General features: G+C 52.1%; 13 protein-coding genes. 10 read left to right on the top strand and 3 right to left on the bottom strand.

Annotated features, from left to right (window positions below; translation table 11 throughout):
* Positions 1-109: 109 nt before the first annotated feature.
* Complete coding sequence (locus K2184_RS12245; RefSeq protein WP_004100689.1) at positions 110-802, bottom strand: DUF421 domain-containing protein; 693 nt, start codon at positions 800-802, stop codon at positions 110-112.
* A 114-nt stretch (positions 803-916) separates the two neighbouring features.
* Between K2184_RS12245 and ycaO the strand changes: the two genes are divergently transcribed.
* The 4 genes from ycaO (at position 917) to pflA (ending at position 7199) form a co-directional block, all read left to right on the top strand.
* On the top strand, positions 917-2677 hold the full coding sequence (ycaO, locus tag K2184_RS12240) for a 30S ribosomal protein S12 methylthiotransferase accessory factor YcaO (protein WP_004100686.1): 1761 nt from the start codon (positions 917-919) through the stop codon (positions 2675-2677).
* A gap of 386 nt (positions 2678-3063) precedes the next feature.
* Entirely contained in the window at positions 3064-3921 is an 858-nt protein-coding gene (focA, locus tag K2184_RS12235) for a formate transporter FocA (RefSeq protein ID WP_004100685.1), read from the top strand.
* Positions 3922-3972: 51 nt separating this feature from the next.
* Positions 3973-6255 carry a formate C-acetyltransferase gene (pflB, locus tag K2184_RS12230; RefSeq protein WP_439237756.1) on the top strand — a complete coding sequence of 761 codons (2283 nt, stop codon included), beginning with the start codon at positions 3973-3975 and terminating at the stop codon, positions 6253-6255.
* A gap of 203 nt (positions 6256-6458) precedes the next feature.
* Positions 6459-7199: a pyruvate formate lyase 1-activating protein gene (gene pflA, locus K2184_RS12225; protein WP_004100682.1), complete on the top strand. Its 741-nt coding sequence runs from the start codon at positions 6459-6461 to the stop codon at positions 7197-7199.
* Positions 7200-7255: 56 nt separating this feature from the next.
* Here the strand turns inward: pflA and K2184_RS12220 are convergent, their stop codons facing one another.
* Complete coding sequence (locus K2184_RS12220) at positions 7256-8113, bottom strand: MurR/RpiR family transcriptional regulator (RefSeq protein WP_004111873.1); 858 nt, start codon at positions 8111-8113, stop codon at positions 7256-7258.
* Between the two features lie 122 nt (positions 8114-8235).
* On the opposite strand from K2184_RS12220, the gene K2184_RS12215 reads away from it, so the two are divergent.
* Genes K2184_RS12215 through K2184_RS12195 form a run of 5 tightly spaced genes read left to right on the top strand, consistent with a single transcriptional unit; the run spans position 8236 to position 12006 of the window.
* Complete coding sequence (locus K2184_RS12215; protein WP_004100672.1) at positions 8236-8511, top strand: PTS sugar transporter subunit IIB; 276 nt, start codon at positions 8236-8238, stop codon at positions 8509-8511.
* Between the two features lie 17 nt (positions 8512-8528).
* Entirely contained in the window at positions 8529-9794 is a 1266-nt protein-coding gene (locus tag K2184_RS12210; protein WP_004100670.1) for a PTS ascorbate transporter subunit IIC, read from the top strand.
* Positions 9795-9806: 12 nt separating this feature from the next.
* Positions 9807-10604, top strand: coding sequence for a transketolase (locus tag K2184_RS12205; protein WP_163525131.1), 798 nt, complete (start codon positions 9807-9809; stop codon positions 10602-10604).
* Entirely contained in the window at positions 10604-11515 is a 912-nt protein-coding gene (locus tag K2184_RS12200; protein ID WP_049591096.1) for a transketolase family protein, read from the top strand. The genes K2184_RS12205 and K2184_RS12200 overlap by 1 nt, the downstream gene beginning before the upstream one ends.
* Positions 11516-11568: 53 nt before the next feature.
* The gene (locus K2184_RS12195; RefSeq protein ID WP_163525134.1) at positions 11569-12006 is read left to right on the top strand and encodes a PTS sugar transporter subunit IIA; all 438 of its coding nucleotides are present in this window, start codon (positions 11569-11571) and stop codon (positions 12004-12006) included.
* A gap of 39 nt (positions 12007-12045) precedes the next feature.
* On the opposite strand, the gene K2184_RS12190 is transcribed toward K2184_RS12195, so the two are convergent.
* Complete coding sequence (locus K2184_RS12190; protein ID WP_004111869.1) at positions 12046-13194, bottom strand: MFS transporter; 1149 nt, start codon at positions 13192-13194, stop codon at positions 12046-12048.
* 11 nt (positions 13195-13205) lie between these two features.
* Here K2184_RS12190 and K2184_RS12185 point away from each other — a divergent pair, with 11 nt between their 5' ends.
* The gene (locus tag K2184_RS12185) at positions 13206-13412 is read left to right on the top strand and encodes a hypothetical protein (protein ID WP_123830269.1); all 207 of its coding nucleotides are present in this window, start codon (positions 13206-13208) and stop codon (positions 13410-13412) included.
* Positions 13413-13434: the final 22 nt, after the last annotated feature.

The raw sequence follows: 13434 nt of genomic DNA, 5'->3' as shown, positions 1-13434 counted from the left end.
CATTCAGTGACACGCACCGCAATGGCTAAAACTGAGCCTGGGGGAAATGCGGACTCGGTCACACAAAAGAATCTGCCAGCTTGACGTCATAAAACCGACATAATTGCTGTCAGGTGACTCTTTTTGCCCGACTGACCTTCGACCATTCTGCATTTGCGCAGCGAGGGCATAATTGTTTATCCCCAGCTCGTAGCGTAAGGATTGCGCTACAGCGAACGCAGGCGTACTCATCATCGTGAGGGATGGTGATAAAACGATCGGTAAAACGGGAAGGCAGAATGGAAAGCCCGGCTTTAACATCTTCATCCTCATAGTAATAAAGGCTGATCTGGCCGTTGGTTTCCAGAATGGCCAGCCGTACCTGACCCAGTTGCTCAACCCCGCTGATTCTCAGTTCCATAAAAAACTCGAATTCGGTCATATTTTCCGCCTGCAGTTTCTCCCAGGCCAGTTCGCCGTTCTCCACAACAATAATCGGCTTACCTTCCAGCAAGTCCTCCAGTTTTTCGCTATGCCCCATCAGCCACATAATCAATCGATACAACAGAGCCAGGGTAATGAATACCGCCAGTACCGGCAGCATGGGAACATCATCATAAAACGCGACGTCCCCTGCCGCCGAACCGAGGGTCAAAATGATGAGGACTTCGAAAAGAGACATCTGTCGAACGCCACGCCGCCCGGTTATCTTAAGAAAAATAAATACCAGGACGAAGGTATAGAGGCTACGCAGTGCCACCTCGGCCAGAAACTCCACGGGCACTTTATCCAGTGCCATACGATGCCAGTCAAATGTCTTCATGGTTAACGCCTGAACAGTTATTGAGTGACATAAGCATAGCCAGACGATGGAGATAGCACCTGTCATATAAAACCCGTATCATTGCGCGCTTTACGTACGATAAAAGTGACTGCCATGACTCAAACGTTTATTCCCGGCAAAGATGCCGCCCTGGAAGATTCCATCGCTCGCTTCCAGCAGAAGTTGCACGACCTCGGATTTGATATTGAAGAGGCCTCATGGCTCAACCCGGTACCGCACGTCTGGTCAGTGCATATCCGCGATAAAGAGTGCGCCCTGTGCTTCACCAACGGCAAAGGCGCCACCAAAAAAGCCGCGCTGGCCTCGGCCCTTGGAGAGTACTTTGAGCGTCTCTCGACTAACTATTTTTTTGCCGACTTCTGGCTGGGCGAGACCATCGCCAACGCGCCTTTCGTTCACTATCCGAATGAAAAATGGTTCCCTTTAACCGACGATGACGAAGTACCGGAAGGCCTGCTGGATGCCCGCCTGCGCGCATTCTACGATCCTGACGATCAGTTAACCGCCAGCATGCTGGTCGATCTGCAGTCAGGTAATGACGATCGCGGCGTCTGCGGTTTGCCGTTCACCCGTCAGTCAGATGGCGAAACGGTCTATATTCCGATGAATATCATCGGCAACCTCTACGTTTCTAACGGAATGTCCGCGGGCAACACCCGCAACGAAGCCCGCGTTCAGGGCCTCTCGGAAGTGTTCGAACGCCATATTAAAAACCGCATTATCGCTGAAAGTATCAGCCTCCCGGAGATCCCGGCGGAGGTGATGGCGCGCTATCCGGGCGTGGTTGAATCCATCAACAAGCTGGAGGCCGAAGGTTTCCCGATTTTCGCTTATGACGGTTCGCTCGGCGGCAAATATCCGGTTATCTGCGTTGTGCTGTTTAACCCCGCAAACGGCACCTGTTTCGCCTCGTTTGGCGCGCATCCTGATTTCGGCGTGGCGCTGGAACGTACCGTTACCGAACTGCTGCAGGGCCGCAGCCTGAAAGATCTCGACGTCTTCACGCCGCCAACCTTTGATGATGAAGAAGTCGCCGAACATGCGAATCTTGAAACGCACTTTATCGATTCCAGCGGCCTGATCTCCTGGGATATGTTTAAGCAGGATGCCGACTACCCGTTCGTGGACTGGAGCTTCTCCGGCACCACGGAGGAAGAGTTCGCCACCCTGATGGCTATCTTTAAACAAGAAGATAAAGAAGTTTACATCGCCGATTACGAACACCTTAGCGTCTACGCCTGCCGGATAATTGTTCCGGGCATGTCTGATATCTATCCGGCGGAAGACCTCTGGCTGGCGAATAACAGCATGGGCGCACCTCTGCGGGAAACGATTCTTTCTCTGCCGGAAAGCGAATGGGAAAAAGAAGATTATCTGGCGCTTATCGAGCAAATGGATGATGAAGGCCTTGATGATTTCACCCGTGTGCGCGAACTGCTCGGTCTGGCGACCGGTAAAGACAACGGCTGGTATACGCTGCGCATTGGCGAGCTAAAAGCAATGCTGGCGCTGGCGGGCGGCGATCTCGAGCAGGCCTTGATCTGGACCGAGTGGACCATGGAATTTAATGCCTCAATCTTTAGCGCCGAACGCGCTAATTACTACCGCTGCCTGCAAACTCTGCTGCTGCTGAGCCAGGAAGAGGAACGTCAGCCACTGCAGTATCTCAACGCTTTCGTACGCATGTACGGCGCCGATGCCGTTGAAGCCGCCAGCGCCGCGCTTAGCGGAGAAGCACCGTTCTATGGGCTGCAGGCAGTAGACAGCGATCTGCTCGCTTTCCCGGCTCACCAGTCGCTACTGAAAGCCTACGAAAAGCTACAGCGCGCAAAAGCTGTATTCTGGGGTAAATAAGCTCACTTTACTGCCTGAATCACCGTATGATGAGGGGGCAAATAGGCCCCCTTTTTTTATGTTTTCCACAACCCGCAACCAGGTTGTAGCCATAAAGTTAATTAGTGGTGAGAAATAATAAAATGGTGCCGCAAATATTGTTAATATTTAATAAAAATACCCCATTTTAATTAACCGAAAAACGGGGGTAAAATGAAAATAATCAACATTATTTGTAAAATTTAAAATTTATTTTTTCGTTAAAAATCAAATAATTAGATATAAAAAACATCAATTCCACACACTAAAAGGGCCTATAGTTCCGGTAGGATATGATCTACATCAAATTCCCTTCTATAATGCTTTGTTAGTATCTCACCGCCAACTTACATAAAGAGAGAGTTAGTGTGAAAGCTGACAACCCTTTTGATCTTTTACTCCCTGCTGCCATGGCGAAAGTCGCCGAAGAAGCAGGTGTCTATAAAGCGACAAAACATCCGATAAAGACGTTTTATCTGGCTATCACCGCAGGTGTCTTCATCTCTATCGCTTTTGTTTTCTATATTACCGCGACAACCGGCACGGCCGGGATGCCATTCGGGGTTGCCAAACTGATTGGAGGCATTTGCTTCTCACTGGGTTTGATTCTCTGCGTTATATGCGGTGCCGACCTGTTTACTTCAACCGTTCTTATCGTTGTGGCGAAAGCCAGCGGAAGAATAACATGGGGTCAGCTGGCTAAAAACTGGCTAAACGTCTATGTTGGTAACCTGGTTGGTTGCTTACTCTTTGTATTGCTGATGTGGCTTTCAGGCGAATATATGACTGCCAACGGTCAATGGGGACTTAACGTTCTGCAAACCGCCGACCACAAAATGCACCATACTTTTATTGAAGCTGTGTGCCTGGGTATCCTGGCAAACCTGATGGTCTGCCTTGCGGTATGGATGAGCTACTCCGGCCGTAGCCTGATGGATAAAGCCATGATTATGGTTTTACCGGTGGCAATGTTTGTTGCCAGCGGGTTTGAGCACAGTATCGCGAACATGTTTATGATCCCGCTGGGTATCGTCATTCGCGACTTTGCGAGCCCGGAATTCTGGACCGCAGTTGGTTCAACTCCGGAAAGTTTCTCTCACCTGACCGTCATGAACTTCATCACTGATAACCTGATTCCGGTAACAATCGGGAACATCATCGGCGGTGGTCTGCTGGTTGGGTTGACATACTGGGTCATTTACCTGCGTGGCGACAACCATCACTAAGGGTTGTTTCAGGCAGTAAATAAAAAATCCACTTAAGAAGGTAGGTGTTACATGTCCGAGCTTAATGAAAAGTTAGCCACAGCCTGGGAAGGTTTTGCGAAAGGTGACTGGCAGAACGAAGTCAACGTCCGCGACTTCATCCAGAAAAACTATACCCCGTACGAAGGTGACGAGTCCTTCCTGGCTGGCGCAACTGAAGCGACCACCAAGCTGTGGGACACCGTAATGGAAGGCGTTAAACAGGAAAACCGCACTCACGCGCCTGTTGATTTTGATACTTCCCTTGCGTCCACCATCACCTCTCATGACGCTGGCTACATCGAGAAAGGTCTCGAGAAAATCGTTGGTCTGCAGACTGAAGCGCCGCTGAAACGTGCGATTATCCCGTTCGGTGGTATCAAAATGGTAGAAGGCTCCTGCAAAGCGTACAATCGCGAGCTGGACCCAATGCTGAAGAAAATCTTCACTGAATACCGTAAAACCCACAACCAGGGCGTGTTTGACGTTTACACCAAAGACATCCTGAACTGCCGTAAATCTGGCGTTCTGACCGGTCTGCCGGATGCCTATGGTCGTGGTCGTATCATCGGTGACTACCGTCGCGTTGCGCTGTACGGTATCGACTTCCTGATGAAAGACAAATACGCTCAGTTCGTCTCTCTGCAAGACAAACTGGAAAGCGGTGAAGATCTGGAAGCAACCATCCGTCTGCGTGAAGAAATCTCTGAGCAGCACCGTGCGCTGGGTCAGATCAAAGAAATGGCGGCTAAATATGGCTGCGATATCTCTGGTCCTGCTACCACCGCTCAGGAAGCTATCCAGTGGACCTACTTTGGTTACCTGGCTGCCGTTAAATCTCAGAACGGCGCGGCAATGTCCTTCGGTCGTACCTCCAGCTTCCTGGACATCTTCATCGAACGTGACCTGAAAGCCGGTAAAATCACCGAGCAAGACGCTCAGGAAATGATTGACCACCTGGTCATGAAACTGCGTATGGTTCGTTTCCTGCGTACTCCAGAATATGATGAACTGTTCTCCGGTGACCCGATTTGGGCAACTGAATCCATCGGCGGTATGGGCGTTGACGGCCGTACTCTGGTAACCAAAAACAGCTTCCGTTTCCTGAACACCCTGTACACCATGGGGCCGTCTCCGGAGCCGAACATCACCATTCTGTGGTCTGAAAAACTGCCGCTGAGCTTCAAAAAATTCGCTGCAAAAGTGTCCATCGATACCTCTTCTCTGCAGTATGAGAACGATGACCTGATGCGCCCAGACTTCAACAACGATGACTACGCTATCGCTTGCTGCGTAAGCCCGATGGTTGTTGGTAAGCAAATGCAGTTCTTCGGTGCTCGCGCTAACCTCGCGAAAACCATGCTGTACGCAATCAACGGCGGCGTTGATGAAAAACTGAAAATGCAGGTTGGTCCTAAATCTGAACCGATCAAAGGCGACGTTCTGAACTTCGATGAAGTGATGGACCGCATGGATCACTTCATGGACTGGCTGGCTAAACAGTACGTCACTGCGCTGAACATCATCCACTACATGCACGACAAGTACAGCTACGAAGCCTCCCTGATGGCGCTGCACGACCGTGATGTTATCCGCACTATGGCATGTGGTATCGCAGGTCTGTCCGTTGCTGCTGACTCCCTGTCTGCAATCAAATATGCGAAAGTTAAACCGATTCGTGATGAAAACGGTCTGGCTGTCGACTTCGAAATCGAAGGCGAATACCCGCAGTTTGGTAACAACGACTCTCGCGTCGATGATATGGCCGTTGACCTGGTTGAACGTTTCATGAAGAAAATTCAGAAACTGCACACCTACCGTAACGCTATCCCGACTCAGTCCGTTCTGACCATCACCTCTAACGTTGTGTATGGTAAGAAAACTGGTAACACCCCAGACGGTCGTCGCGCTGGCGCTCCGTTCGGACCAGGTGCTAACCCGATGCACGGCCGTGACCAGAAAGGTGCAGTTGCCTCTCTGATCTCCGTTGCTAAACTGCCGTTTGCTTACGCGAAAGATGGTATCTCTTATACCTTCTCTATCGTTCCGAACGCACTGGGTAAAGACGACGAAGTTCGTAAAACTAACCTCGCAGGCCTGATGGATGGTTACTTCCACCACGAAGCGTCCATCGAAGGCGGTCAGCACCTGAACGTCAACGTCATGAACCGCGAAATGCTGCTCGACGCGATGGAAAACCCGGAAAAATATCCGCAGCTGACCATCCGCGTATCCGGTTATGCAGTACGTTTTAACTCCCTGACTAAAGAACAGCAGCAGGACGTTATTACTCGTACCTTCACTCAGACCATGTAATGGTATTGACTGAAATCGAACTGTAAAAAGCGTACAATAAAGGCTCCACGCAAGTGGGGCCTTTTTAGCAATACCTTCCTGTCCCAGTCTCTTTTGTCCGCTGTCTATACTTTATGGATAACAGCCAAAACAGACTTAACACAGCCGGTTTGAGCTGTGCATGCACAGGCCCCGGACGGGCCGAATCTGGAGATATCACCGCAATGTCAACAATTGGTCGCATTCACTCCTTTGAATCCTGTGGCACCGTCGATGGCCCGGGGATCCGCTTTATCACTTTCTTCCAGGGCTGCCTGATGCGCTGCCTCTATTGCCACAACCGCGATACCTGGGATACCCACGGCGGTAAAGAGATTACCGTTGAAGAGCTGATGAAAGAGGTGGTGACCTATCGCCACTTTATGAACGCTTCCGGCGGCGGCGTAACGGCATCCGGCGGCGAAGCCATTCTGCAGGCCGAATTTGTTCGCGACTGGTTCCGCGCCTGTAAGAAAGAAGGTATTCATACCTGCCTCGACACTAACGGCTTTGTGCGCCGTTACGATCCGGTTATCGATGAACTGCTTGAAGTGACCGATCTGGTGATGCTCGATCTCAAGCAAATGAATGATGAAATTCACCAGAACCTGGTTGGCGTCTCTAACCATCGAACGCTGGAATTTGCCCGCTATCTGTCAAATAAAAACATCAAAGTCTGGATCCGCTACGTGGTGGTCCCTGGCTGGTCCGACGATGATGATTCCGCGCATCGCCTGGGCGAGTTTACCCGCGATATGGGCAACGTCGAGAAAATTGAACTGCTGCCGTATCATGAGCTGGGCAAACATAAATGGGTGGCCATGGGCGAAGAGTACAAGCTGGATGGCGTCCATCCGCCTAAAAAAGAGACCATGGAACGCGTGAAGGGAATTCTGGAACAGTACGGTCATAAAGTGATGTACTAAATTTCCCCACCCGGTAGCGCAAGCGCTACCGGGTTTTTGCCAAACTATGATAAGCATCAGGACATAAAGTATTCCGACAGCTTATTTGCCACGCTTTCAATAGAGAAAATGCGCTTCTGATGCGCTTTACGGTATTCCGCATAGCGTTCATCCTGCTCTTCCAGCGCGCTGAGGATCCGGTCGGCCACCATCATGGCGCCGGCAATTTCCGCAAATCCTGACTCCCCCTCCCCCTGTAAAGCCACCGCCGCCTGAAGATTCCAGTCAGATAAGCGGGCTAACGGCGCGAACGTCCCCCGCGTCAGCGACAATATTTTCACGCCCTGCTGCTTTGCCAGGGACAGGGACTGCATCATATCCGCCGAGGCCTGTTCAGTATGCACGACGATAATGCCGGTTTTTTGGTTATCAGCCAGCAACGGCATCGCCGCCGGATAAGAGCGATCGACAAAGCTGGCCGCCTTACCCATATTGATTAAATTCATTTGCAGGAATAACGCGACCGGCACTGCCGTGCCCACGGCATAGATAGCAATGCTGTTCAGGGCGTTAAGCCAGTCAGCTGCGGCTTTCAGCTCCTGGTTATCCACGATAGCATTACTGTCGCGAATGCTCGCCAGCACCGGCGCAATCTCTTCGTTCTCGTTGATACCGTTGTCTTCCGAACGCGCGGCGCCCTGCTCCATCGCCAGCGCGGTTCTGAAATCCGAGAAACCTTTAAATCCGAATGCCCGACAAAAACGGGTGATACTCCCTTCACTGGTATCAATGGAGTCGGCCAGTTCTGAAATCGTGTGACGCATCACAAAGTCAGGATTTTCCGTAATAAAACGGCCAACTTTCTCCAGTATCGGGCTTAGCCCTGAAGCTCCATTTCTTATGCTTATCAACAAGTTATTGTCTATCTGGCTCATGTTTTGCCTTATTTGCTCAAAATGCAAACACAGTCACATCTTTCGTCCTGCTGCAAAGATAATAATTATTATCTCACACAAACAAATAAAAATAATTATTTTTACAAACAGGAGAACATCGAATGAAAGGTCTCATAGTCTGTCGTACCGGTATGGGCAGCTCCTTAATGCTCAAAATAAAAGCACAAAAAATCATCGACAAACACGGCTGGGATATCGAGCTGGAACACGACGTCCTCTCAGGCTTACGCACCTGGCGAGATATTGATTTTGTCATCACTATGCGCGATCTCACCGATGAAGTCGAAGCCGCCGGATTCAGAGCTGTCGGCATCACCGACCTGATGAACAGTGAAGAGATGGAATCTGCGCTCACCGACATCGTTCAAAGCAACTAACCTCTCCCGGAGGCAATATGGATTTCCTCAGATTTATTGTATTCGACATTCTGGGCGTAACCCCACTTTTAGTTGGCTTTATTGCATTAATCGGCCTGTTAATCCAACGCAAGCCGATTGAAAAAGTGCTTTCCGGCACTTTTAAAACCATCGTCGGCTTTCTGGTATTCGCCGGCGGCGCTGGTCTGGCGGTGACTTCCCTGGGTAACTTTCAGACCTTATTCAGCGATGGTTTTGGCCTGAAGGGCGTAATGCCGCTGGCTGAAGCGCTAACCGGACTGGCGCAAACCAAATTCGCCATGTGCGTTTCGCTGATTATGGTGATTGGTTTTGCCTGGAACCTGTTCTTTGCCCGCGTGACGCCGTTTAAATACATCTTTCTTACCGGGCAACATAACCTGTATCTCTCCGCGCTGCTTACCGTGACGCTAAAGGCGCTGGGCTACAGCGACATGACGACCATTATTGTCGGCTCGGTGCTGCTGGGGCTCGCCGCCTGCCTCTATCCGGCTATTGCGCAACCGTGGATGCGAAAAATTACCGGTAACGATGAGATCGCCATGGGGCACTACGTCACGCTGGCCTATGCCGCCTCCGGCTGGATCGGTTCTAAAGTCGGCGATCCTAAACAATCTACCGAAAAGCTGAATCTCCCCGGTTGGCTGGGGATCTTCAAAGATTACATTGTTTCAGTATCGATCTCGGTGAGTATTTTCTATTACATCGCCGCGCTCGCGGCCGGAAAAGCTGCGGTCACCGCAGCGGCCGGCGGCATGCACTGGCTGGTTTACCCGCTCTTTCAGTCGCTGACCTTTACCGCTTCTCTGTACATCATCATTACCGGCGTGCGCCTGCTGCTGTCAGAAATTGTTCCGGCCTTTCTCGGCATCTCGGAGAAGTTTATTCCTAATGCCAAACCCGCGCTCGACTGCCCGGTCGTCTTTCCCTACGCTCCAACCGCCACGGTTCTCGGATTTATCTCGTCTTTTGTCGGCGGGCTGGTGGTGATGGGTTTGCTGGCGATCCTCGGACAAACCGTCATTATCCCGGTCGCTATTCCCTACTTCTTCATTGGCGCCACCGCTGCGGTATTTGGTAATGCCTCCGGCGGCTGGAAAGGCGCGATTGCCGGAAGCTTCATCACCGGGATCCTGATCGGTATTGGCCCTGCGCTGATTTACCCGATTATGGAGTCCGTCGGTCTTTCAGGCACCAGCTTCCCGGAAACTGACTTCGTTGCCCTGGGTCTGGTCGTGTACTACATCGGTAAAATGCTGCCCTAAGAAGGAAAGAACATGAACATTGATGAACTGAAATCCCATGCGCTTGCCGCTCGCCGCGAGATAGTCACCATGATTTACGAATCCGGGATTGGCCATCCGGGCGGGGCATTGTCGATAATCGACATTCTTACCTGGCTCTATTATCAGGAAGTCGATCTGCAAGCCTCCCCGCGCTCGCGCGTGGTGATGAGTAAAGGCCACGCCGTCGCCGCGCAGTACGCCATGCTCTATCAAAAAGGAAAGATCGATCGCAGCGAGTTCCATACGTTCCGGCAGATCAACTCGCGCCTGCAGGGACACCCAAGCATTAAATCACTACCGGAGGTCGATGCCACAACCGGTCTGCTGGGTCAGGGGCTGTCGATTGCTTTTGGTATGGCGGCCGCCAAAAAGCGGCGCAACGATCCGCACCGGGTCTTTGCCATCGTTGGCGATGGCGAAATGCATGAAGGCCAAATCTGGGAAACCTTACAGCAGGCTGGTCACATGAAAATGGATAATCTGGTCGCCATCTTCGATTACAACGGCTTCTCTTCCCACGACCCCGTTAATGAAGTCGTTAATCTCGAGCCGCTGGCGGACAAAATCCGCTGCTTTGGCTGGCATGTACTGGAGCTGCACGATGGCAATGATATGCATCAGGTTGCCGATACCCTGATGCTATCCCGCCATCTGAAAGGCAAGCCGGTCGCCATCGTGGCGCACACGACTAAAGGTTCCGGCGTCAGCTATATGGAAAACAACGGCGACTGGCACTCAAAAACCCCGAGCAAAGAACAATTTCAGCAGGCAATGGAGGAGTTACAGTGATGAAAGCACCCCGTGATGAGATCGGTAAAGCCCTGATTGCGCTAAAAGAAAAAGGCTATCCCGTCGTTGTTATCGACAGTGATTTAGCCAGCTCTACCCGTACTGACCAGTTTCAGGCCATCTATCCTGAGGCCTTTTTCGAAATGGGCATTGCGGAAGGCTCCGCCATGAGTTTCGCGGTCGGCCAGGCGCTGGAAGGCTTTATGCCGTTCTATGTTAACTTTGCCATGTTCGTCACCGGCACCGCCTGGACCCAGCTGCGGCAGGCCTGCTACGCCAAAGCCAATATTAAACTCGTCGGTAGCCATCCCGGTATGGATGATGGACCTGACGGCGCTTCGCATCATGCGCTGGAGGATTTAGCGCTGACCCGCGTCCTTCCGGGGTTAACCGTCCTGACGCCAGCAGATGCGGAAGAAATCGCCGAGGCCTTCGAGCAGGCGGCAAAAATAAAGGGGCCCGTTTATATCCGCGTTGCCCGCGAACCGATGCCGGTTCGCGATAAAAGCGTCGTGCCGCGGGTGAGCGATATCGCCGCCATCGCCGATAGCGGCAATGATTTTGCGATTCTTTTTGAAGGGACGGTTCTGGAGCAGGCCACCGAGGGTTATGAAAAGTTAGTCGCCAGCGGCAAAAAGGGCAAGCTGATTCACGTCGCAACCCTTAAGCCCTTTAATCAGCAAGAATTTTATCGGCTGGTTAATGATTGTCCACTTATCGCTACGCTTGAAAATCATACCGTCAACGGCGGCCTCGGCGGGCTGATCGCGGAAACCCTGACGCAAAAGGCGCATCCGGCGCGCCTTACGCGGCTGGGAACGCAGGATACCTTTACCGAATCGGGTAACAGCAGACAGTTAAAAGCCAAATACGGCATTTCGGGAGAAGCGCTGTTTAATGCTCTACGCTAACCACCAGGCGAGCCGGTCAGATGGCGGTCGGCTCGCGCATAAAAGGAATGTGTATGGAAGAGACGCTGTTTTCCGCCTGTCAGTTCACCAGCCACTGCCTGAACTGGCGCAGCGCTGTTCAGCTCGCCTGCCGCCCGCTAGAGCAACAGGGGAAAATTACCGCCGGGTATGCCGGTGCGATTATCCACGCCACAGAGCAGGATGGCCCCTGGTATATACTGAGCCCGGGATTTGCGCTACCGCATGCGCGTCCGGAAGCGGGCGTGCTGAGCAAAAATAGCGCGCTTTCGCTGCTTTGCTGTAGCGAAGCCGTTGATTTCTCGGATCATCCCGGAATTCGGCTGATAGTCATACTGGCGGCGGCAGATAGCGAACAGCATATTCAGACGATCCAGCGGTTAGTCTGCTGGCTGGATGAGGGGGAGAGACTTCAGCGATTCAGCACGGTGCAAAGCCAGACCGAGTTTGCCGCGCTTCTTGCTTCGCATTAAACCATAGCCAGGGCGTGCCCTGGCTATGTTCTGCATAAATCAGGCGTGCGCCACCGGCGTAGGATGGTGGCCCGCTTTGCGCAGCAGCGTCAGCAGATAGATGAATGACACGCTGGCGATCATGATAAACAGCAGATTATCAGAGAAATTCTGCATCAGCATCGCGGTAAGGGTCGGCCCAAGCAGGCTACCCACGGTATAGCTCATTAAGAGCGCCTGGTTCATCGCCACCAGCTGATGACGCTCCACTTTTTCACAGGCCCAGGCCATAGCTACCGGATAGAGCGTAAAGCCGGATGCCCCCAGCACGAATAGCGCCGGCGCCATTGCGGCCTGGCTTAACATTGCCAGACAGCCGAGGATCACCACAAATACCTGAACGCGCAGAACCAGCAGACGCCCGTAGCGATCGGCGAGACGGCCAATCGGCCACTGCCCAACGATACCCGCGCTCACCATTACCGCCATCCAGAAGCCAATGCCGGAATCGCTAACGCCCTGGTGGTTAAGCCATAGCGGCATCAGGCCATACAGCGAACCGAGAACGATGCCGGAAATAATGCAGCCGTTGACCCCATGGCGGGCCTGACGCAGCCGTAGCATTGGCCAGATACGCGCCGGTTCATGCGGTTCATCGGCCTGAGTCGCCACGCGAGCAAACAGCAGCGGCAGGATGGCCGCCAGAGCCAGCGCCGTCACCCACGGCAGAACGCTCATCAGATCCGTCGGCAGTTTGCTGACCATTAGCTGGCCCAGTACCGTGCCGACATAATAAATCATCATATAGGCCGCCAGCAGTCGACCCCGGCTCCGCGAAGTGCCGCTACAGACCAGCGCGCTCTCAACCACCACCCAAATCATCGCGCAGCCGACGCCGGCGATAAAACGCCAGCTGAACCAGCTCCAGAAGCCAATAGTGATACCAAGACCCACGCAGCCCACGGCAAAAATAACCGATGCCAGGTAATAGCTGCGGTTAAACCCCAGGCGCTTAATTACCCATCCGGCGAGCAACGTTCCCACCAGATTACCGGTAAAATAGGACGACCCCACCATTCCAACCTGCCAGGTCGGCATATTTTCATGGGCGAGCCAAAGCGGGACGAGCGTATTTAAAACCGCTATCGCCAGAGTCAACAGAAGCAGGCCACAGAGCAGCATTTGCACTGGCCGGGTGTAGATGGTCATGGATATAAACCGTGATGGAGTTCAGATTTCGTGCGCATCATGCCACTGCTGAAAACATTGTCAATCTACCTGAAATCAGGCCTGACGCGGTTTGCGGGGGAACGATTGAAGTTTTTTATCCAGCGGATCGTCAACAGAATAGTTATTTATATTATTCCATTGTTTTTATTAATTTATTAAAAAAAAGCGGTGGGAATATCAGTAGAAATATTTCATGAATCGACCGCACTTTTTATCGCG

Source organism: Klebsiella sp. K5-306 (assembly GCF_051835185.1).
Classification (GTDB): domain Bacteria; phylum Pseudomonadota; class Gammaproteobacteria; order Enterobacterales; family Enterobacteriaceae; genus Klebsiella; species Klebsiella oxytoca.
The sequence above is the reverse complement of the archived record's forward strand: the minus strand, read 5'-3'. Positions and strand labels throughout refer to the sequence as shown.